This is a genomic window from Paenibacillus lacisediminis (assembly GCF_046567315.2).
This window is the reverse complement of the sequence record NZ_JBKIAX020000024.1, coordinates 58,349-80,470: the sequence shown is the minus strand read 5'-3', so window position 1 is coordinate 80,470 and position 22,122 is coordinate 58,349. Positions and strand designations below refer to the sequence as shown.

Below are 22,122 nucleotides of genomic sequence, written 5' to 3'. Positions count from 1 at the left end.
CGCGGCGCGTGCGCCTGGACGGCGGCGGGCGGCGTGCCCGGCTCCGCCGCCGGGTCCGTGCGCGCGGCCGGCGCATGCGCCGCGCGCCAGGCGTGCAGCGCTGGCAGCAGCAGCGCCAGCGCCAACGCGGCGAGCGCCGCCTGCCAGGCGGCGCGCCGCCCGCTCCATCCGCCCGCCTGGCGGCGGATGGGGGGCTTTCGCGTGCGCACGCTGACGCGCACGCGGTCCGCCCGCGCGCGAGCGTCTGCGACGCGGGCGGGTGCCTCCGCCGCGGCCTGCTCCGCGCCGCGCGCACTGGCAGCCGCCCCCGCCGGCTTCGCTCCGCTTACGGCCCCTGCCGCTGCCTGCGGCTTCGCACCGCTCACGCTTCTCCCTGCCGCAGCCGCCCCCACACTGCCTGCGGCTCTTCCCGCCAGCGGCGGCTTCGCACCGCTCGCTGTTTCTTTCGCCGCGCCTGCTTTTGCCCGGCTTGCGGCTTCTGCCACTACTGGCATCTTCGCCCGGCTTGCGGCTTCTTCAGCCACGATTGGCTCCGTCCCGCTTACAGCCCCTACCGCTATCCGCGGCTTTACACCGCTAACGTCCCCTCTCGCTACCTGCGGCTTCGCCCCGCTCGCGCTTTTCCCTGCCGCAGCCGTGCCCACACCGCCTGCGGCTCTTCCTGCCAGCGACGGCTTCACACCGTTAAGCGGCTCCATCTTATCGCTGCCCGCCCGCACGGCCGGCGGCAACTCCTCCGCCATCCTGCCCGCCAGCCTCTCCGGCCTTGGCGCAACGTTTATTTTCAAAGAACGCGTTTTTTCCTGCATCAATTGGGTACCTCCATCGGATTCATGCTGTCAGCGAACTCCGAATAACAAGCACATCCTAGCTTTTGCCTCGTTATATCGTTTGATCGCTATACTCATAGATATGAGTTTTCAGGATTTGCTAGAACAGAAAATCTCCGAATAGGGCGGCAAGCTACCGAAATTCCGATGTTTTGAAAGGTTTCGTTTCAGAACAAAACGCATGCAAAATTGAGAGGGGCTACAGTTCTGCTGCAAAAATCACTTCGTAACGGACTCCAGAGCCCTTATTTGCTCATTTCCCCGGTATTTCCCGCCCTAACGGACTCAGATGACGTTATTCGCCTCCCAATGAGTCGATTTGCGATGTTTTGATGGAAATAACGGCCCCTCAGTCCGTTAAAATTTTGCATCCTTCGTTTTGGACCATATAGCGCCTCCTGAGTCCGTTAGAAGTGTGGTCAAACAACGACTGTGACTTTAACTTGTGAATTCGCAAACTATGAACTCTTTTCACCGCAGAGCGCATGTCTGTCTTAAGCACAAAAAAACGGCATGGGACCCTTGCCGTCTTAAAGTTGCTTATCTAATTTGCCTTCCAGCAGCAGGATGATACTTTGACCGAAGGGCTCAAAGCGAGCAGGAGGCCGCTGAACAGCAAAAAACATAAGGGCAAAAAATGGCGTTATTCCATCGATACCCGTCCACTTAAGAGAAATAAAGGAAACTTATGTCGCTATTTTCCCCCGCCGCCAGGAAATGCCCGCGTTCTGAACCATTCATCGGAAAATAAGGACAAAAAATACCGCTAATATAGATGAGCATGCTAAGCTCCGGATAATAAGTACATAAAGTTCCGCTATTTTGAAAGCCGACGGGCCTTGCCCGTCTCTCTCATCCAGTTTCCTTCCTGCCTAAACCCGAACTACGACTGGACTTCCGCCGATTTCGGGAGCAACTTCTGGTTTTTGTAGGTTTCGCCCCATTCCTTCATTTTTAAAATGATCGGGACCAGGGTCTGGCCGAATTCGGTTAACGAATATTCCACTTTCGGGGGTACTTGATGGTACACCTCGCGGTGAACGATACCGTCCTGCTCCAACTCTCTGAGCTGCAGCGTCAGCATCCGTTGGGTGATCGTCGGGCAAATCCGCCGGAATTCGTTGAACCGGATCGGTCCGTTGATCAAATGATACAGCAGCACACCTTTCCATTTGCCGCCGATGACGTCCAGCGTATATTCGACCGGGCAGCCTTCCTCATTGGGGCAAACACCGTAGCCGCTTTTGCGATCGCGCATCCTTGCTCAACTCCTTAATAGAGGTTGCAGAAAACCTGACTTTTTAAACACGTATTAATAGTATACAAATTAATACTATATAACATGATTGTGCGTACTTACAATTTTAAAGTATATGTTTTACATTAACAAGTGTTAAGGGGTTAACTAATCCAAACCAATACGGAGGTATTAAAAATGGCTACAGAAATGATGAAAGCGGTAGGGTTCTTCAAGTATCTGCCGATTGACGATCCTGAAAGTCTTCGGGATGTGGAAATCGAGAAGCCGATTCCGGCTGGCAAAGATTTGCTCGTAAAAGTCAAAGCGATCTCCGTGAACCCGGTAGACGTTAAAGTGCGTTCTCCCAAAAATCGTATCGAACAGGCGCCGCGTGTGATCGGTTGGGATGTCGCCGGCATCGTGGAGCAAGTTGGTCCGGAAACAACGTTGTTTAAACCTGGCGATGAAGTATATTATGCCGGAAGCATCGTACGGCCCGGCGGAAACAGTGAATTCCACCTTGTCGATGAACGGATCGTTGGACGCAAGCCGGCTTCGCTTGGATTTGCCGAAGCGGCGGCTCTGCCTTTGACCGGAATCACCGCCTGGGAAGGCTTGTTCCACCGGCTTGGCATCTCCACAATCGCCAAAGAAAACGTCGGCAAATCGCTGCTCATCATCGGCGCCGCCGGGGGCGTCGGTTCCATTGCCACGCAACTCGCCAAACTCGCCGGGCTGACGGTTATCGGCACCGCTTCGCGGCCGGAATCCGCCGATTGGTCCAAACAAATGGGGGCCGATCATATCATCAATCATTATGAAGCGTTTGTGCCGCAGCTCCAGCCCATTGGCTTCAAACACGTGGATTACATTTTCTGCTTGAACAGTACGGAAAAGCATTGGGCAAACATGGCCGACGCGATCGCCCCGCAAGGAAAGATCTGCTCGATTGTGGAAACCGATGAGCTGCTGAATTTGACGCTCCTGAAGGATAAAAGCGCAACATTCGTGTGGGAGCTGATGTTTACCCGCCCGATGTTCCAAACGGAAGATATGATCGAACAGCATAAGCTGCTAAGCGAGCTGTCCCGGCTCGTGGATGAAGGCCAGATTCGTACAACGATAGCGAAAAAACTGGAACCGATCGATGCCTCCAACCTGCGTAAAGCTCACGCCATGGTGGAAACAGGCCGGACGATCGGCAAGGTAGTTCTGGAGAACTTTGTTTGATTAACGTATTGGGAAGGTTAGTTGCAAAAGTTACAACTTGATTTACTCCAAGATACGAATTTGTATGTTTTACGACTATTCAGCGGTTCACCCTCGCGGTAGTTTCTCTTCCGACAACAGGAAGCTGATATCTTCAACAAAAAAACCATGCTGCTGTCAGCATGGTTTTTCTTCACTCTTATGATATAACCATCATTTCGGTCATGCACGGAAAAAAGTATGTTCATTACGCCCAGGAGGGCTGGATTTTCAAAGCCGGCATTTCCTCTTTGACGGTTACAAGAACTTTTTCGGCTTCCTGCGAGGTCTGTTTATCGTCGATGGCAATACGCCAAATGTCTGCGCCAAGTCCGGACAATTTCTCGGCCAAATGAACGTAACCACGGTCGATATGGTGCGTACCGCTGACTTCGGTCGTTCCGTCGGCAGCCAGTCCGGCGATGATCAACGCCGCGCCCGCGCGCAGGTCGGTCGCGCAAACTTTGGCTCCGCTCAGCTTGGACTCTCCGGTGACGATCGCGCTGCGGCCCTCCACCTTGATCTCCGCATTCATTAAGCGGAACTGGTCCACATGCATAAAGCGGTTTTCGAAAACAGTCTCGGTAATCACGCTCGTTCCCTGGGAAACGAGCAGCAAGGCCATCATTTGCGACTGCATATCGGTCGGAAATCCCGGATACGGCAACGTCTTGACGTCCACCGCTTTAAGCGGTTTGCAGGCGATGACGCGAACGCCATTCTCCTGAATTTCCACGGTCACGCCCATCTCCTCCAGCTTGGAAATGACCGGTCCCAAATGATCGGCGATCGCTCCTTCGACAAATACGTTTCCGCCCGTAACGGCGGCGGCAATCATAAAGGTTCCCGCCTCGATGCGGTCGGGGATGACGGTATGCTCGCAGCCGTGCAGCTTCTCCACACCTTCGATGCGGATGACGCCGGTTCCCGCGCCGCGAACCTTCGCGCCCATTCCATTCAAGTAGTTGGCCAGATCGACGATTTCCGGTTCCTTGGCCGCATTTTCGATGACGGTCGTCCCTTCCGCCAACGTTGCTGCCATCATGATATTTTCCGTCGCTCCAACGCTGGCCACGTCAAGATATATTTTAGCGCCGCGCAGCCGTCCCTGCGATTTGGCTTCAATAAAGCCCTGACCAAGGTTGATTTCGGCCCCCATCGCTTCAAACCCTTTCAGATGCTGGTCGATCGGCCTCGTACCGATCGCGCATCCTCCCGGCAGCGAAATTCGCGTGAAACCCGTCCGTGTCAGCAAAGGACCCATGACAAGAAAAGACGCCCGCATTTTGCGCACCCATTCATAAGGGGCTTCACATGAAGCGATGTGCTGTGCGTTCACCGTGATCACTTCCCGGTCATATGTAACTGTCGCTCCAAGTGATTCCAAAACTTTATTAATGGTCATTACATCGTCAAGCGGAGGAGCATCGCGAATAACGCTGATCCCTTCCTCACCTAATAAAGACGCTGCAATGATCGGTAGCACTGAATTTTTTGCACCGCTTACTTTTACGTTCCCGGCCAATACATTGCCACCGCGGACGATAAATTTGCTCATCATGTTCCCTCCGCGCGTTCATTTTCACTTTTTTTCCCCGATTGGAAGAAGGTATCCCGTTCATTCCCTAAATTCCATCATATCACCTGTCATTTAAGGCGTACAAGGCGCTAATCTTGTCGAATAAGCTCGTTTTGGCTAGGAAACAGCCATTTGTCCCGTTCTCGGGCTTCCTTTCGAGTCGTAGTCCTTATTCACCATTGTTGACACATTGAAATGATGTTATTCGACATTTTCTTACCACGGGTCTTTCAAAACATATACTTCAACATTTGGGTGTAACCCCAATATTCCATTACAAAGTCGGCGACAAAGCGCCCAAGCACAATGGCGAGCAGCAGCTGCAGCAGCTTTCCTTGAGGGCTTTTCGGATGCCGGATTACAAGGTCCAGCCTCAGGTTCTGCAGCGCCCACCAGGAGATGGCGATACAGGCTAACGAGATAAGGATCGCCGTCAGGCCATTCACCCCAACCGAGGTTGGCACGGTCTCGATCGGACTCATGCTTACACTCACTCCATTACGTTTTATATTTATGCTGCAAGCACCTAATCGGTTAATGCCTCTTTGCAAAGTAACCCTGCGGCTCATGTTCCCGCTTAATTTTGGTCAAAAATATAGAACCTTATATATCATACTTGCCCGCGCAGGAATAATCCAGCTTTTCTTTGTCTGCAAAGGGTTACAAAAACATCAACTTTAAAAGCGATTTCTTTTATTTAAAAAACCGCATCTTTAGTATGTTCTCCATGAACGGCAATTTTTCCTGCGAAAGCCCCATTTTTATGCGAAATCAAATAAGCAAAACGTACTAATCCGCAAAAAAACCAGGCACCTAAGTAGATGCCTGGTTTTTTGGGGTCTATTTCTTAGCCTTAGAGGATACGTTGATCCGCGTGACCGCCCGCTGCAGTGCAAGCTCGGCCCGGCGGTGATCGATACGGTCCTGATTGGTTCGCGAAGCCAATCTGCGTTCGGCCCGTTCCCGGGCGGCGATTGCCCGCTCCACGTCGATCTCCTCCGGCAGCTCGGCGCTTTCGGCGAGTACGATCACTTTGTCGCTTTGCACTTCAATGAATCCGCCATGCACGGCGATCAAAATGGTTCCTTTGCCTTTTTTAGCAACAATCGGTGCCACCTGGAGCGGCGTGACGAGGGGGATGTGGCCGCGCATAATGCCTAGCTCCCCTTCGATGCCCCGGACAGTGAGGCTGTCCACCTCTTCCGAGAACACCACATGCTCCGGCGTGACGATTTCCAATAAAAAGGTGCTCACTTGTTATCCCTCCTGTTCGCGGGATAGTTCATTTCTGAAGCATCCGCTTTAACGGCGCGGTTTTACAGCGTCTTTGCTTTTTCGACAGCTTCTTCAATCGTACCAACGAAGAGGAACGCGGCTTCCGGAAGGTCGTCATGTTTACCGTCCAGAATTTCCTTGAAGCTGCGGACCGTTTCGGCAACAGGCACATATTTGCCCTTGAAGCCGGTAAACTGTTCGGCTACGTGGAACGGCTGCGACAGGAAACGTTCGACTTTCCGGGCGCGCGCCACCAGCGTCTTGTCGTCATCGGAAAGTTCGTCCATACCGAGGATGGCGATAATATCCTGAAGCTCTTTATAACGAGCCAAAATTTGTTTTACCCCTTGGGCAACCTCATAATGTTCTTGTCCCACGACTTCCGGACTCAGAATCCGTGAGCTGGAAGCGAGCGGGTCAACCGCAGGGAAAATCCCTTTTTCGGAAATTTTCCGCTCGAGGTTCGTCGTTGCATCCAAGTGGGCGAATGTCGTAGCCGGCGCCGGGTCGGTGTAGTCGTCCGCAGGCACGTAAATGGCTTGAATCGAAGTAACGGAACCTTTTTTCGTCGAGGTGATCCGTTCTTGCAACTGCCCCATTTCCGTAGCCAGCGTAGGCTGATAACCTACAGCGGAAGGCATCCGCCCGAGCAGGGCCGATACTTCCGAACCGGCTTGCGTAAACCGGAAAATGTTGTCGATAAACAGCAGAACGTCGCGGCCTTCCTGGTCACGGAAATACTCGGCCATCGTAAGGCCGGTCAAAGCTACGCGCAAGCGCGCACCCGGCGGTTCGTTCATTTGCCCGAATACCATGGCCGTTTTGGAAATAACGCCGGATTCGGTCATTTCCATGTAAAGGTCGTTCCCTTCACGCGTTCGTTCACCTACACCGGCAAACACGGAAATACCGCCGTGTTCTTGCGCGATATTGTTAATCAGTTCCTGGATCGTAACGGTTTTCCCTACGCCGGCACCGCCGAACAAGCCGATTTTACCGCCTTTCGCATAAGGAGCCAGCAGGTCGATGACCTTAATCCCGGTTTCCAACATTTCCGCTTGCGTCGAGAGCTCTTCGAACTTCGGCGGCTCGCGGTGGATCGGATATCTTAGTTCCGTTACGGCTTCGCCTTTATTGTCGATCGTTTCGCCAAGGACGTTAAATACGCGGCTTAGCGTCACTTCCCCGACCGGAACCGAGATCGGCCCCCCTAAATCGATCGCTTCCGTGCCGCGCACAAGACCGTCCGTCGAGGCCATGGCGATACAACGCACCAGGTTGTCGCCGAGATGATTGGAAGCTTCCAGAATCAGGGCGGACTGGCCAGCCTGTTTCTCAATTTTTATTGCGTTGAAGATTTCCGGCAGTTGACCGCGCTGAAATTCGATGTCAACAACCGGACCCATTACGCTGACAACGCGTCCTTTGTTCATCTTCGTTTCCCTCCTAGATAATGCTTTCGGAACTATCAGCTTTGCGCGTTCGCCCCTGCGACAATCTCCGTAATTTCTTGGGTAATCGCGGCTTGACGAGCGCGGTTATATGTCAGGGTAAGCTCATTGATCATTTTCGTCGCGTTTTTCGTCGCGCTGCCCATCGCCGTCATTTTGGCGCCAAGCTCGCTCGCTTTGCCTTCAAGAAGCGCGCCAAAAATCAATGTTTCGGCATACTTCGGAAGCAGCACTTCGAGCACGCCCTCAGGCGAAGGCTCATATTCATAGCTGCTGGTTGGGCCTTCCGCGTGCACGGACTCGAACGGAAGCAAACGTTCGACCGTCGGCACCTGCGTAATCGCATTGACGAACCGGCTATAACAAACGTAAATTTCATCGAACTGTTCCGTCTCAAAACCTTGAACCGCGGCGTACGTCAACGATTTGATGTCCGCGAATTTCGGCGTGTCGGACAGTTCGGTCACTTCTTCAACAACTGTATAATTACGGCGTTTTAAATAGTCTCTGCCTTTTCGTCCGATGACGAAGATGCCGTATTCCGCCGAAGAGGCGTGTTTGCTCTTGATCAGATCCGTTACTTTCCGCAAAATATTCGCGTTGTAGCCGCCGACCAGACTGCCGTCCGAAGTAATGACGATGTACGCCGTTTTCTTCACCGGACGTGATTCGAGCATCGGATGGCTAACCCCTTGAGTTCCGGCGGCAATGCTGGAAACGACCTCTTTCAGCTTTTCCGCATAAGGGCGGGAAGCTTGCGCTTTTTCCTGCGCTTTGCGCAGCTTGGCCGAAGCTACCATTTCCATCGCTTTCGTGATCTGCCGGGTATTCTGAACGCTTTTGATCTGGCGCTTGATTTCGCGCATCCCTTTTGCCATGATTTCACCACCTTAAAACTTTGGCGAAGCCAAAGTTGCATGGAGTAAGTTGATCAAAATGATGGAGGTGATTGGGGCGGCGAAGTGAAATGTTCTTACGATCGCTGTTGTTCGCGGATTTCTTGAATTGATAAATTCAAAAACAGTAGAAATCCGCTCACAAAGGCGAACAAGCGTATGCTTCCGAAGCAGCTTTCTTACAGAAAGCTTTGAGCTTCTTCAGAATCATTTGCACTTCTTGCCACACACCACATCGCACGAATCAACTTCTATACTTTACATAACTTTGGAACGCCCCAAAGCTATACCGTTAAGACACTATAACACAGCCACAAACCGGCGTTTGCGCCATAAAGCCAAAGCCGGTTTATGCTTCAACTCATTTATGCATTCGTCGCGAATCCGCGTTTAAACTGCTCGATCACTTGTTTCAGCTTTTCTTCGTTGTCTGCGGTCAAATCCTTTGTATCGCGGATCGACTGCAGCACGTCGTCATGCTGGTTTTGAACGAAAGACAGGAATTCGGCCTCAAAACGGCGCACATCGCCCAGCGGGATATCGTCCAGATAACCTTTAACCGCCGTATACAAGCTGATAACCTGCAGTTCGACGGCAAGCGGTTGGTTCACGCCCTGCTTAAGGATTTCCATCATCCGCGAACCGCGCGTAAGGCGGGCTTGCGTCGATTTATCCAGGTCGGAGCCGAACTGGGAGAACGCCTGAAGCTCGCGATATTGGGCGAGATCAAGGCGCAGGCTGCCCGCAACCTTCTTCATTGCTTTGATTTGCGCCGAACCGCCTACCCGGGAAACGGAAATACCGACGTTAACGGCAGGACGTTGACCGGAATAGAACAGGTCGGACTCCAGGAAGATCTGGCCGTCCGTGATCGAAATGACGTTCGTCGGAATGTAGGCCGAAACGTCGGACGCCTGCGTCTCGATGAACGGCAGCGCCGTAATCGACCCTCCGCCGAGCTCGTCGCTCAGCTTCGCGGCGCGTTCCAGCAGACGGGAGTGCAAATAGAATACGTCGCCAGGGAATGCCTCGCGGCCCGGCGGACGGCGAAGCAGCAAGGACAATTCGCGGTAAGCCGCGGCTTGCTTCGACAAGTCGTCATAGATAATCAAAACATGCTCGCCTTTGTACATGAAGTACTCCGCCATCGTAACGCCGGCATATGGAGCGATGTACAACAGAGGCGACGGTTCCGAAGCGGAAGCCGTTACTACGATCGTGTAATCCAGCGCGCCGTGGCGGCGCAGCGTTTCCACGACGTTAACGACGGTGGATTGCTTTTGCCCGATAGCGACGTAAATACATTTCACGCCGTTGCCTTTTTGGTTAATGATCGTGTCGATCGCGATCGCCGTTTTACCGGTTTGACGGTCGCCGATAATAAGCTCGCGTTGGCCGCGGCCGATCGGAACCATCGAGTCGATCGCCTTGATACCGGTTTGCATCGGCTCATGCACCGATTTCCGGTCAATAACGCCCGGAGCGTTGTTTTCCACCGGACGGAATTCCGTTGTCTCGATCGGCCCTTTGCCGTCAACCGGCTGACCGAGCGGGTTCACGACGCGGCCCAGCATAGCTTCCCCTACCGGAACCTGCATGATTTGCCCGGTGCGTTTTACTTGATCGCCTTCGCGGATTTCGCTGTAAGGTCCAAGAATAACGACACCGACATTGCTTTCTTCCAGGTTGAGCGCAAGACCAAAAACGCCGTTTTCAAACTCAAGCAGTTCGTTTGCCATGGCGTTTTCAAGTCCGTGGACACGGGCGATACCGTCACCAACTTGAATAACGGTGCCGACCTCGGCCACTTCGATTTCCGATTTATATTGTTCGATCTGACTTTTAATCAGCGTGCTGATCTCTTCAGGTCTGATACTCAAGTGTTTCACCCCTATCTACAGTGCTTGTCTTCGAAAAGACTTTTCAAGCCGTTCCAACTTACCGGCCAAGCTTCCATCGTACAACGTATCGCCGATTCTGACCTTCATGCCGCCGAGCAGCGAGTTGTCGATCTCGTTCCGGACGCGAATTTTCTTGCCCACGAGCGCGCCGAATTCGGCAGCAACCTGCCCTTTCTCTTCTTCGCTTAGCGGGTATGTGGTGAACACCAGCGCATTGGCAATTCCAAGGGCATCGCTAGAGATTTTAATGTAAGCGTCCAACAGCTCGGGCAAAATCCCGACTCTTCCGCGCTCCACCAGCAGCTTCGCCAGCGAAACGACGGGCTTAGACAACTTGCCCTCGATCGCTTGGGAAATCACTTCCCATTTTTGGCTTTCGGTGATGTTCGGCGAAGAAATAAAATGCGAAACTTCTGCTCCGGACCGGAAGGCGCCAACCAGCGCTTTCAGTTCATCTTCCACTTCCAGCGTCCGGTTTTCCCCCGCCGCAATTTCGTACAACGCCTTGGCATACCGTTTAGCAGCTACGGTCTCGCGGCTCATGAGCGGCCACCGACCTCTTTAAGATACTTGTCAACCAGTTCGCCCTGAACTTGGTTTTCGCTGACTTCTTTTTCGATCAGCTTGGAAGCGATCTTCACGGAGACAGTTCCCACTTCGTTGCGAAGTTGTTCCACAGCACGGTTTTTCTCGTTTTGAATATCGCGCACCGCTTCATCCTTCAAACGAGACGCCTCTTCCTTGGCCTGCTCCAGCATTTGAGCCGCCTGCTTGCTGCTCGTTTGCTTGGACTGCTCGATGATGTCGTACGCCTCTTTACGCGCTTGCTGCAGAGCCGCCTTCTGCTCCTCCACAAAAGCGCTTGCTTGCTCGCGGGTTTGCGCGGCTTCGCTCAGCTGCTGCTGCACGAGCTCGCGGCGTTTCTCCATTACGGAAAACAGCGGGCCGAAAGCATATTTATTTAACAAGAAGTATAGAATTCCGATCGCGATCAGTGCGATGACGGTGTTTTCCCATACGAAATTCAATCTCAAGTCACTCCTTTCCGAAGCCTATCCGCTTATAGCGTATCGTCCTGCCTGGGCTAAAAAGAAGGCGTGGACGGCTGTGGCCTTCCCCGCCAGTTCTTCTCTCCCTTTTCAATTAGCCGGCCATACCGTAGAACATGAAGGCCAAGACCACGCCGATGATCGGAAGTACCTCGATCAAACCAACGCCGATAAACATCGTCGTTTGCAGGGTGGATTTCGCTTCAGGTTGACGAGCGATCCCTTCGACCGTTTTGCTGATAACCATCCCGTTACCCAGCGCTGCGCCAAACGCGCCCAAACCTGCTACGATAGCTGCTGCCAATAATGCCATTGCTCCCATTTGTATATCCTCCTTAAAAATAAATTCAATTTGTATAGTTCAGTCAGGATGAAGGCCTACTCCAATCCGTAACTTGAAACTGCTTTAAGACTCACAACATCAATGCTCTTCTTCGTGGCTTTCCAGGTTTTGCGAAATATACACCATCATCAGAATCACGAACACAAACGCCTGAATCGCCCCGACGAAAATACTGAATCCTTGCCATGCCATCAGCAGCGGAACCGACGCGATCGCCCCGATGACGCTTGCTTTTGCCAAAGTCATGATCGTGGAGATCAACACTTCGCCCGCGAAAATGTTCGCATAAAGACGGACGCCGTGCGTCAGCAGCTTCGACAGCTGCTCGATCAAGTTAATCGGCAGGAAAAACGGATACGGTTGAATGTAATGCTTTAAGTAATTTTTCGTGTTCTTTACCAGTCCAAGTCCATGGGATAACAGGAACACCAGCAACGCGAGTCCCATGGTCACGCTGACATCGGCGGTCGGCGACTTCCACCAGGCTACCTCGGCATGAGCTTCTTCATCCGGGTGCTTCGCGTGTTCTTCCTCAAGCACCTTCGTAACGGAAGTTATTTCTTGTCCGAAAATGGTAGCCTTTGCCGGATCGTTATACTCCGTGACCACCCCCAAAGGAAGTCCAAGCATATTAGCGACAAAAATGAACATAATCATCGTCAAAGCCAGGGAGAGAAACGGTTTCCCTTTTTTCATATCCATCGTGCTCGAAATCAGGTTCTGGACGAATTCTACCGCCCATTCCATGAAATTTTGCAGTTTCCCGGGGTTCTCCACGGACAGATTCCGCGTCGCCAGACGAGCGATAACGAACACAATCGTGCAGGTCACCACCAACATTAAAACAATCGACAGGTCGATCCGCAGCCCGCCCAATAAGATAATCGGAGCTTCATGCATGCTTTCTCACCCCCATTCTCAGGTTGAATACAACTCAAGGTTTGCGAGAATATTTAATGCCTATAATAAGAAGGTAAAATTGCGCAAAAACCAGACTTCCGGCAACCGCATACACATTGAGATACTGCGGATATTTCATGGCGGCAATCACCGCCAAGACCGCCGTGGCCGTCCGGGTAAGAAAGCCCATGTTGATTCGCTTGGGTTCGCCGGCCGCAGCCGCATCGGCTAAACGCCGCACCTTGCGGCCCAGGTAATACGCATTAATCCAGCTTACCGCCGCACCCAGGGCTATACCGAGCATTATGCTTTGCAAACTCGGCAATAAAGCGCCTCCCAAAAAACAAAGGGCCAAGAAACCTAACGTCCCGGCTGTCAAAGCACGGCTTAATTTCGACAGCTCATCCATTATTTCCCCCTCACGACCGATCTGATCAGCGCGACGATGCTAACGATTCCGACCGCAATTCCGGCTAGAACGCCCAGGCCGATACCGACACCATTCGACAGCCAAAGCTTATCCAACCAAGAACCGAAGTAGAAACCGCCGATTGTGCAGATGGCAAAATTCGTCCCTAAGGCCGTTACCAAAGCAGCAACCTTCCACACGCTGTTATTGGCTCCAGGTTTAGTCGGATCTTCCATTTCAATTCACCCTAATAATCCCAATTTATTTTACTAATTGTGAACACTTATTGTCAATTGAGGTTTTTTAGTGATTTAAAGTCGTGAAATGCTAAATTCGTCCTTGAAATCCTGGAGTAAACGCGTACAGCGTACAGTAATACTGTATACTTTTTTATGCTTGCGATCAAAACAAATTTTCATCATTTTGTGAACTTTCTGTGAAAATCCTCTGGACGCTCATCCGAAATTCCAAAATGGTGATAAATCGCATTGACAATTCGTCCGGACGCCTTTCCATCACCATATGGATTAGCAGCATGGCTCATGGCGACGTAAGCTTCCTGATCGCTAAGCAGCGCCTTTGTCCGTTCATAAACCATCTCCTCGTTTGTGCCGACCAATTCTAGCGTACCCGCCTCGATCCCTTCCGGACGTTCCGTCGTGTCTCTCAGCACGAGAACGGGAACGCCAAAGGATGGCGCTTCTTCCTGCAAACCGCCCGAATCCGTAAGTATAAGATGGGTGTGCGGATAAAAATTGTGCAGATCCACCACATCCAAAGGATCGATAAGTTTAATACGGGGATGCCCACCCAAGGTTTCATAAGCCGGCACTCTAACCGCCGGGCTCGGATGCACCGGATACACAATGGCCACATCCGCAAACTCATCGGCGATTCTCCGCACGGCGCGGAAGATATTCAGATGCGGTTCACCCTGCGATTCGCGGCGGTGAGCCGTCATCAAAATCAACCGTTTGCCTGCGGCCCAGTCGAGCACATCGTTCTTATAATCAGGCTGTACTGTATATTGAAACACATCCGTGACCGTGTTGCCTGTGACATATATAGCTGACGCCGGCTTATTTTCCTTCCGCAAATTTCCAGCTGACCAATCCGTCGGAGCAAAATGCAAATCGGCAAGCACCCCCGTCAATTGGCGGTTCATTTCTTCCGGATAAGGGGACAGCTTGTTCCAGGTACGGAGGCCCGCTTCGACATGTCCGACTTTGATCTGCTGCAGAAATGCCGCATAGCTGGCCAGGAATGTCGTGAGCGTGTCGCCGTGGACAAGCACGATATCCGGCTTCGCCTCGCGCATCACTCCTTCCAATCCTTGCAGTACACGAATCGTGATTTCATTCAGGCTTTGGTTCGGCTTCATGACATCCAGATCATAGTCCGGAACGATTTTAAATACGTCCAGTACCTGGTCCAGCATTTCGCGGTGTTGAGCCGTTACGCAAACGATGGACTCGATCCGGTCGCTATGTTTTTGCAATTCCAGAATCAGCGGCGCCATTTTAATCGCTTCCGGCCTAACGCCGAAGACGGTCATTACTTTAATCTTAGACATCTCTCATTTCCTTCCTTTAGTGGTGGTTCAAAAAGTTGTCTCTTGATCACGAAGTTAGTACATAGCAGCATATTCGGCATCGAATCTTGAATTCAGCCGGGCCAAGCATAAGCTTTGGTGCTGAAAAGCCAACTTTTTGAACAATATTTAAATGAGGTAGTTCAAAAGTCGGCTTTGGATCACTTTGTGCCGTATAAGCGGTCGCCGGCGTCGCCTAGGCCAGGGATGATGTAGCCGTGATCGTCCAGGCGTTCGTCCAGCGCGGCGACGTAGATATCGACGTCCGGATGGGCGTCGTGCACCGCCTTGACTCCTTCCGGCGCGGCGATCAGGTTCATCATTTTGATTTGCGTGCAGCCGCGTTTTTTCAGAGCGTCGATCGCCGCAATCGCCGAGCCGCCTGTCGCCAGCATCGGATCGATGACGATCAGTTCACGTTCCTGCACATCCGTAGGCAGCTTTATGTAATATTCCACCGGCTGCAATGTCTGCGGATCGCGGAACAATCCGACATGTCCCACTTTCGCCGCGGGCAGCAGTTTCAAGACGCCGTCCAGCATCCCCAGCCCGGCGCGGAGAATCGGAATGAGCCCGAGCATCCGGCCGGAAATCACCCGCGATTCGGCCTCGGCCACCGGGGTTTGCACCTTGATAGATTCTAGCGGAATATCCCGCGTAATTTCATAGGCCATTAACGTGGCCACTTCATCTACCAGTTCGCGGAAATCCTTCGTGTTCGTTCGCATATCACGGATAAATGTCAGTTTGTGTTGGATTAAAGGGTGATCGCATACCACCAATTTCGCCATAGTTAGTCCCTCCGGTTCTATTGCTAAGTTTCCACTTGCATCAAGTTTCCTTAACTCCAATGTGCCATAAATCTTGTTTATTATATCACTGTCTTTTTTCGAATGCCATGAAGGGGCTGGTATGGAATCAACTGGCAAAAAAGAGCAAAAGAAAAACGGTGTATCGGCGTACTTTCGGTGGAAAGCAGAGACAAATTGGTAGCGAAATGCAAAAGTGCAGGCCATTTCGCCCAAACACCCCAAATTGGCTCATCAAATGCAAAAGTGCAGTACAATTCCGGTCAAAAGCTACTTTTTTATCGGATAGGCTCAAATGAGATGCACTTTTGCATTTGAATCGCATAAATGGGTCGGTTTGAGGTGAATGTACTGCACTTTTGCACTTGGTCCACCAAACCATCTTTCTTCAAAAAAAGCGCCACAGGCGCCCGGTGACAAAATCCGTCTTTTAGCCGGCTCGCGCCGTTTGGCGCGAACCCTCGGCTCATGACTCTTCTATAATAGTAGTTACATCTGTTGGAATCAGGTCGTTTCCCCTTGAATCAGGGTGATGTCCACCGTCGTATTGTTGATCAGTTCCCCTTCCGTATTTTCGATCATCCGAATTAACGTATTGGTCAGCATGGCACCGATCCGGTCGCTTGGCTGCATGATGGTGGTCAGCTTCGGATTTTGCAGCATCCGCGTGAAGCTGTGATAGTCGTAACCGACGATTTTAAAATCCTGCGGCACCCGAATGCCATGCTGCTGGGCGTAAATGTACAGAGCGTAAGCCACAATGTCATTGCTGCAAAATACGCCGTCGTATTCGCCAAGCTTGTCCGGCGGCAGCTTTTCGGCGATAAATGACCAGAAATAATCGAAAGTGAGCTTATTATGCGCGCCTTCAATGATATCGTAGTCAATTCCGTGCTTCATACAGGTTATAACAAAGGCGTCCCTCCGCCGGTTGGAAAGCATATCGAGCCCTAGCGGCCCCGAGATATGCAGCAGCCGTTTGCATCCCCGCCCGATCAGATGCTCCGTCGCCAGCTCCCCGCCTCTGTAATTGTCGGAGCCGACGCAAGGTATGTCCGCTGATACAAGACGGTCGAAGGAAACGATCGGGAAAGGAACCTTCTTGTAGCTTTCGATATCCATTGTATGACTGCACATGATGATCCCATCCACCCGATTTTGACGCAGCATGCTAATGTAGTTGGCTTCCTTTGCCGGATCCTCAAGGGAATTGCAAACGAGCAGTTTGTAGTTTTTTTCATTCGCGCTCACTTCAACGTACTTGATCAAATCGGAGAAAAACGGATGATTCGAGTCGGGAACGATGATCCCGATAAAATAAGACTGATTTTTCTGCAGCGCCCTGGCGATCTCGTTGGGATGATAATCGATCATCTCCATCGCCTTTTCCACCTTGCGGCGCGTCTCTTTACTGATATATCCCCGGTTGTTCATCACTCTGGAAACGGTCGTCACGGATACCCCGGCAACTTTGGCCACATCTTTGATACTCGCCATTTCATGCATCCCCTCACTTCATCTATCGGAAGAGAACCGTAGTTCGAACTGTATATTTCCATAATAGTCCGCCATATCCTGGCATACAACTATCTTCGTATGATTAACGATACCACAAATCTTCGTAAAATATCAGCTACTATATCCTTATTTTTCGGGAATTTTTTCATAGGAAAACGTTTGACATATTTTTTGCTCAGTTATAAAATGAGTTGTATTCGAAATCTAGGAGGTCTAATAGTTATGAAGAGAACGCTTTCATCATTCCTGCTTGTCGGCCTATTGTCCCTGGCGCTTGCGGCATGCGGTGGCAAGGCGGGCACCGACAACGCCGGAGCCGGCAATGCGGGCGGCAGCGGAGCGAAAACCGAAATTTCGGTGCTTGTCGGCAAACAGGAAATTTCAAAACAATTTGAAGAAATGGTCCAGGAATATAACAGTTCGCAGGACAAGGTCAAAGTTTCTCTGATTCCGATGGCCGGACAGAACGGCTACCAGCGGATTACCACCCTGTACGCTTCCAATAACGCGCCGAACATCATGCACTTTTTGAGCGAATTTGACCAAATGAAGGACAAGCTTGCCGATCTTTCCGATCAGGAATGGGTGCAGCACGCCAATGCCGGTACACTTGATTATGTCACCGTCGACAATAAGGTATACGGTATGCCGATGTCGATCGAAGCCTTTGGCTTCCTGTACAACAAGAAGGTGCTGGATGCAGCCGTAGGCGGCAGCTTTGATCCTTCCACAATCCGCACCCAGGACGACTTGAAAGCTTTATTCGATAAGATCGAGGCAACCGGTGTAAAAGCCGTTGAAATCACCCCAGTGGACTGGTCCCTTGGCGCCCACTTCACGAACGTATTCGCCGCTAACGAATCCCAAGATCACGCGGGACGTTTGCAATATCTCGAGAATCTGAAAAGCGGCAAAGTGGACTTGACCCAAGACCAGGTTTTCAACGGCTGGCTGGACACGTTGGATCTGATCAAACAATACAACTATGCGAAGGATGCGCCGCTCACCGCAACCTATGACGATGCCCCGATCGTACTCGCGGACGGACAAGTCGGCATGTGGTTCATGGGCAACTGGGCATATACTCAAATCAAAGAAATCGACCCTGAAGGAGCGTATGGATTCCTGCCGGTTCCGGTCAGCAACAACGCAAGCGATTTCGGAAACAGCCGCATTTCCGTAGGCGTACCGGAATATTGGGTCGTCGATGCCAGCCAATCCACGCCTGAAGAACAACAGGCTTCGAAGGATTTCCTGAACTGGATGGTGTCCAGCGAAAAAGGACAGGACTACTACGTGAATCAGTTCGGATTTTTGCCGGCCTACGACAATTTTACGACCAAACCTGCGGATCCGGTCTCCACATCGGTGCTTTCCTACACGGAATCCGAAAACACACTGGCATGGATGAACTCCTACTATCCGCCTGATGCCTTCCCTGCGATGGCGGCCAGTCTGCAAAAATACCTGGGCGGAGAAACAGACAGAGCCGGGTTAACCAAGGAGTTCCAAGCTTACTGGACTTCTGCCGGCAAGAAATAAGCGAGGTGCCGCATCACCAATACAAAATGCCGGGAATAAGTATGGCCGCTTACTCCCGGCTTCATTTCAGGCGCCAGATGGGAGGTTCCTCATGTATAACGAAAAAACATGGATCGACAAACTGAAAGTTTTTATGACCTTTGGCTTTATTCCTTTATTCGCTTTTGCGACAGTCATCGTTATCCCTTTTTGCATGGGAATATTCACGACGCTCACGGACTGGAACGGTACCTCCGACACCTTTCATTTTTTGGGATTTTCCAACTATCAAGTCGCCCTGACCGATTCAACGTTCTGGACAGCGATGGGAACGACGCTGAAATACGTAGTCATCACGCTTGTGTTGACCAACGTCGTCGCGTTCGGGCTCGCCCTGCTCGTTACCGGCGGTTTTAAAGGGCAGAACTTTTTCCGTGCCGGATATTTTACGCCCAATCTCATCGGAGGCATTATTCTGGGGTTCGTATGGCAGTTTATTTTTGCCAGAGTATTTACGTATGCCGGCCGCGAGCTGGACTGGGGATTTCTGTCCTCTTCCTGGCTGGGCGATCCGGATAAAGCGCTATGGGCTCTCATTATTGTGGGCATTTGGCAAAATGCCGGATACATGATGCTTATCTATGTAGCGGGCTTGAACGGGATTTCGGCATCGCTGACCGAAGCGGCCAGCCTGGACGGAGCGTCTTATGTCCGCCAGCTGTTCAGCGTCAAAATTCCGCTCATGGTTCCCGCCTTTACGATCAGCCTGTTCTTGACGCTGCAAAGAAGCTTCATGGTGTACGACACGAACCTGTCGCTGACGAAAGGCGACCCCTTCCGCTCAACGGAATTGATCGCCATGCACGTGTACAACGAAGCCTTTGTGTACCAGCGTTTCGGGCCGGGGCAAGCTAAAGCGTTTATCTTGTTTGCCGTGGTGGCAATCATTGCCATCGTTCAGGTCAGCGTGATGAAAAAGGTGGAGGTGGAAGCGTAATGACAGGGTCATCCCGAATGAAAAAAGCAGCCGCACTCTTATTGAACGTATTGCTGCTGGTCGCGTTCATTTTCCCGCTGCTCATGATCCTCGTGAACTCGTTGAAATCGCGGATCGATATCGTGCGCAATCCGCTTGCGCTGCCGGCGGACTGGAGCTTTGCCAACTACACCGAAGCTTACAAGACCATGGGATTCGGCAGCGCCTTTGTCAATTCCTTGATCATCACGGTCTTTGCCGTCGCGTTGATCTTGATTTTTTCCTCCAGCCTCGCCTTTTTCCTGGTGAGATGGAAATGGAGAATCAACCATATCATTCTGCTGATGCTGATCTCTTCGATGATTATCCCGTTCCAGGCGATCATGATTCCGTTCGTCTCGGTGTTCGGATCTTTGGAAATGCTCAGCAGCAAATGGTGGCTCATTTATTTCTACCTCGGGTTCGGCATCAGCTTGTCGACCTTTATGTACCACGGTTTTATTAAGGGCGTCCCGGTCGACATGGACGAAGCGGCGCTGATTGACGGAGCCGGACGCATCAAGCTGTTCAGCAGCGTGATTTTCCCGATTTTGAAACCGATCACGACCACGATCGCCATACTTAACGTACTTTGGATTTGGAACGACTTCCTTCTTCCTTCGCTGGTTCTCATATCGCCGGAAGATCGGACGTTACCGCTGTCCACCTACTATTTTTTCGGTAAATATACGTCCAATTACGGAGTAGCCATGGCGGCGCTGGTACTTTCGATGATTCCGATCGTGATTTTCTACGTAGCGATGCAGCGGCAGATCATCCAGGGCGTCGTGGAAGGAGCCGTCAAATCGTAACCAAACTATAGAGACAAAACGAAACAAGGAGCAGGAGAGCCCATGAATCAGGAGTGGTGGAAACAAAGCGTGGTCTATCAAATTTATCCGCGCAGCTTCAAAGACAGCGACGGAGACGGGATCGGCGACATCAAGGGGATTACGCAAAGCTTGGATCATTTGCAAAACCTGGGCGTCGACGTCATTTGGCTGTCGCCGGTTTACCGTTCCCCCAACGATGACAACGGGTACGACATCAGCGATTACCGCGCCATTATGGATGAATTCGGAACGATGCGCGATTTCGACGAAATGCTGAGCGAAGCCCATGCCAGAAAAATAAAAATCATGATGGATCTCGTCGTGAACCATACCTCGGATGAGCATCCCTGGTTTATGGAGTCGCGCAGCTCGAAGAACAGCCCTTACCGCGATTATTACGTGTGGAGACCGGGGAAAAACGGCGGCCCTCCGAACAACTGGGGCTCCTTCTTCGGCGGAAGCGCCTGGGAATACGATCCCGTTACGGGCGAATATTATTTGCATCTGTTCAGCAAAAAGCAGCCCGACCTGAATTGGGAAAATCCGCAATTGCGCCGGGAAGTGTACGATCTGATGACCTTCTGGCTGGATAAAGGTGTGGACGGATTCCGAATGGATGTCGTTAATTTCATATCAAAGGATCAGCGTTTTGGGGACGGCGCCATTGGCGATACGGCATATGGCGACGGCGGGCCCCACTTCACGAACGGCCCCCGCATCCATGAATTTCTCCACGACATGAACCAAGAAGTGCTCGCCAAATACAATACGATCACAGTTGGCGAAATGCCAAACGTCGGCGTCGAGGAAGCGAAGCTGTACACTGCCAAGGAGCGCCAGGAGCTCAACATGGTGTTCCACTTCGAGCACGTCGATGTTGGCAACGGCAAATTTGGAAAATGGTCCCCGCAGCCGTGGAAGCTGACAGATTTGAAGACGATTTTCACCCGTTGGCAGAAAGGGCTGGAAAAACAGGGCTGGAACAGCTTGTACTGGAGCAACCATGACCAGCCGCGGGCGATTTCCCGCTTCGGCAACGACAGCGAGGAATACCGCGAAATATCCGGCAAAATGTTGGCCACCTGCCTGCATATGCTCAGGGGGACGCCTTACATTTATCAAGGGGAAGAGATCGGAATGACCAACGTCCAGTTCGAATCCGTGAACGACTACCGCGACATTGAAACTTTAAATACGTACAGAGATTACCTGGCGGCTGGACTACTTACCCATGAGGAAATGATGAAGGCGATCCACGAACGCAGCCGCGACAACGCCCGCACGCCGATGCAGTGGACGGACGCGGAGTATGCCGGATTTACGGCCGGGCAGCCTTGGATAGCCGTGAATCCGAACTGCCGGCACATCAATGTGGAGGCCGCGATGCGGGATCAAAATTCGATTTTTTATTACTATCAAAAACTGATCCGCCTGCGCAAGGAAAATCCGGTGATTGTTGACGGCAGCTACGAGTTGCTGCTGGACGATCACGAACAGATTTACGCCTACACGCGGACCCTGCAGGAAGACCAATTGCTCGTGATCTGCAATTTTTCCGCAGAACGTCCTCTGTTCACGATGCCGAAAGGTTTGACCCGCACCCGGGCCGAGCTGCTGATCTCCAATTACGAGGCCGATGGTGAGGAAGATTTCCGTTCATTCCGGCTTAAGCCGTATGAAGCCAGAGTGTACCGGTTGAAATAAATAGCGCTTA

22 protein-coding genes are annotated in these 22,122 nt (G+C 51.8%); 5 read left to right on the top strand and 17 right to left on the bottom strand.

Annotated elements, in window-relative coordinates:
* Together ACLD72_RS29480 and ACLD72_RS29475 are read right to left on the bottom strand one after the other, a co-directional pair.
* Window positions 1-365 (bottom strand): hypothetical protein (locus ACLD72_RS29480; RefSeq protein WP_458476455.1); only part of this gene is annotated, 365 nt, incomplete at its 3' end.
* Between the two features lie 1,348 nt (window positions 366-1,713).
* A complete protein-coding gene (locus ACLD72_RS29475; RefSeq protein WP_411003655.1) occupies window positions 1,714-2,088 on the bottom strand; it encodes a winged helix-turn-helix transcriptional regulator in 375 nt (124 codons plus the stop codon).
* A 177-nt stretch (window positions 2,089-2,265) separates the two neighbouring features.
* Here ACLD72_RS29475 and ACLD72_RS29470 point away from each other — a divergent pair, with 177 nt between their 5' ends.
* A complete protein-coding gene (locus ACLD72_RS29470; protein ID WP_411003654.1) occupies window positions 2,266-3,300 on the top strand; it encodes a zinc-binding alcohol dehydrogenase family protein in 1,035 nt (344 codons plus the stop codon).
* A gap of 226 nt (window positions 3,301-3,526) precedes the next feature.
* On the opposite strand, the gene murA is transcribed toward ACLD72_RS29470, so the two are convergent.
* From murA to ACLD72_RS29395, 15 genes are all read right to left on the bottom strand, one after another.
* Entirely contained in the window at window positions 3,527-4,876 is a 1,350-nt protein-coding gene (murA, locus tag ACLD72_RS29465) for a UDP-N-acetylglucosamine 1-carboxyvinyltransferase (protein WP_411003659.1), read from the bottom strand.
* Between the two features lie 251 nt (window positions 4,877-5,127).
* Window positions 5,128-5,379, bottom strand: coding sequence for a DUF1146 family protein (locus tag ACLD72_RS29460; RefSeq protein ID WP_411003658.1), 252 nt, complete (start codon window positions 5,377-5,379; stop codon window positions 5,128-5,130).
* Window positions 5,380-5,737: 358 nt separating this feature from the next.
* Window positions 5,738-6,151 (bottom strand): F0F1 ATP synthase subunit epsilon, encoded by a 414-nt coding sequence (locus tag ACLD72_RS29455; RefSeq protein WP_411003653.1) that lies wholly within the window; start codon window positions 6,149-6,151, stop codon window positions 5,738-5,740.
* A 62-nt stretch (window positions 6,152-6,213) separates the two neighbouring features.
* Window positions 6,214-7,605 (bottom strand): F0F1 ATP synthase subunit beta, encoded by a 1,392-nt coding sequence (gene atpD / locus ACLD72_RS29450; RefSeq protein ID WP_251591854.1) that lies wholly within the window; start codon window positions 7,603-7,605, stop codon window positions 6,214-6,216.
* A 35-nt stretch (window positions 7,606-7,640) separates the two neighbouring features.
* Entirely contained in the window at window positions 7,641-8,501 is an 861-nt protein-coding gene (atpG, locus tag ACLD72_RS29445; RefSeq protein WP_411003652.1) for an ATP synthase F1 subunit gamma, read from the bottom strand.
* Window positions 8,502-8,884: 383 nt separating this feature from the next.
* A complete protein-coding gene (gene atpA / locus ACLD72_RS29440; protein WP_251591852.1) occupies window positions 8,885-10,399 on the bottom strand; it encodes a F0F1 ATP synthase subunit alpha in 1,515 nt (504 codons plus the stop codon).
* 15 nt (window positions 10,400-10,414) lie between these two features.
* On the bottom strand, window positions 10,415-10,963 hold the full coding sequence (locus ACLD72_RS29435) for a F0F1 ATP synthase subunit delta (protein ID WP_128630228.1): 549 nt from the start codon (window positions 10,961-10,963) through the stop codon (window positions 10,415-10,417).
* On the bottom strand, window positions 10,960-11,448 hold the full coding sequence (atpF, locus tag ACLD72_RS29430) for a F0F1 ATP synthase subunit B (protein WP_411003651.1): 489 nt from the start codon (window positions 11,446-11,448) through the stop codon (window positions 10,960-10,962). The genes ACLD72_RS29435 and atpF overlap by 4 nt, the downstream gene beginning before the upstream one ends.
* Before the next feature lie 115 nt (window positions 11,449-11,563).
* A complete protein-coding gene (gene atpE, locus ACLD72_RS29425) occupies window positions 11,564-11,791 on the bottom strand; it encodes a F0F1 ATP synthase subunit C (protein WP_328269630.1) in 228 nt (75 codons plus the stop codon).
* Window positions 11,792-11,890: 99 nt separating this feature from the next.
* A complete protein-coding gene (atpB, locus tag ACLD72_RS29420) occupies window positions 11,891-12,712 on the bottom strand; it encodes a F0F1 ATP synthase subunit A (RefSeq protein ID WP_411003650.1) in 822 nt (273 codons plus the stop codon).
* Window positions 12,713-12,746: 34 nt separating this feature from the next.
* Window positions 12,747-13,121: an ATP synthase subunit I gene (locus ACLD72_RS29415; RefSeq protein WP_411003649.1), complete on the bottom strand. Its 375-nt coding sequence runs from the start codon at window positions 13,119-13,121 to the stop codon at window positions 12,747-12,749.
* Window positions 13,121-13,357 carry an AtpZ/AtpI family protein gene (locus ACLD72_RS29410; protein ID WP_411003648.1) on the bottom strand — a complete coding sequence of 79 codons (237 nt, stop codon included), beginning with the start codon at window positions 13,355-13,357 and terminating at the stop codon, window positions 13,121-13,123. The genes ACLD72_RS29415 and ACLD72_RS29410 overlap by 1 nt, the downstream gene beginning before the upstream one ends.
* A gap of 182 nt (window positions 13,358-13,539) precedes the next feature.
* Window positions 13,540-14,694, bottom strand: a complete 1,155-nt coding sequence (wecB, locus tag ACLD72_RS29405) for a non-hydrolyzing UDP-N-acetylglucosamine 2-epimerase (protein WP_411003647.1) — start codon at window positions 14,692-14,694, stop codon at window positions 13,540-13,542.
* A gap of 179 nt (window positions 14,695-14,873) precedes the next feature.
* Complete coding sequence (gene upp / locus ACLD72_RS29400; RefSeq protein WP_036619220.1) at window positions 14,874-15,503, bottom strand: uracil phosphoribosyltransferase; 630 nt, start codon at window positions 15,501-15,503, stop codon at window positions 14,874-14,876.
* A gap of 522 nt (window positions 15,504-16,025) precedes the next feature.
* Window positions 16,026-17,018 carry a LacI family DNA-binding transcriptional regulator gene (locus ACLD72_RS29395; protein ID WP_411003646.1) on the bottom strand — a complete coding sequence of 331 codons (993 nt, stop codon included), beginning with the start codon at window positions 17,016-17,018 and terminating at the stop codon, window positions 16,026-16,028.
* A 243-nt stretch (window positions 17,019-17,261) separates the two neighbouring features.
* Here ACLD72_RS29395 and ACLD72_RS29390 point away from each other — a divergent pair, with 243 nt between their 5' ends.
* The 4 genes from ACLD72_RS29390 (at window position 17,262) to ACLD72_RS29375 (ending at window position 22,112) form a co-directional block, all read left to right on the top strand.
* The gene (locus ACLD72_RS29390) at window positions 17,262-18,581 is read left to right on the top strand and encodes an ABC transporter substrate-binding protein (RefSeq protein ID WP_411003645.1); all 1,320 of its coding nucleotides are present in this window, start codon (window positions 17,262-17,264) and stop codon (window positions 18,579-18,581) included.
* 91 nt (window positions 18,582-18,672) lie between these two features.
* Window positions 18,673-19,557: a carbohydrate ABC transporter permease gene (locus ACLD72_RS29385; protein ID WP_411003644.1), complete on the top strand. Its 885-nt coding sequence runs from the start codon at window positions 18,673-18,675 to the stop codon at window positions 19,555-19,557.
* A 17-nt stretch (window positions 19,558-19,574) separates the two neighbouring features.
* Window positions 19,575-20,387, top strand: coding sequence for a carbohydrate ABC transporter permease (locus ACLD72_RS29380; protein ID WP_458476445.1), 813 nt, complete (start codon window positions 19,575-19,577; stop codon window positions 20,385-20,387).
* Window positions 20,388-20,429: 42 nt separating this feature from the next.
* Window positions 20,430-22,112 (top strand): glycoside hydrolase family 13 protein, encoded by a 1,683-nt coding sequence (locus tag ACLD72_RS29375; protein WP_411003642.1) that lies wholly within the window; start codon window positions 20,430-20,432, stop codon window positions 22,110-22,112.
* Window positions 22,113-22,122: the final 10 nt, after the last annotated feature.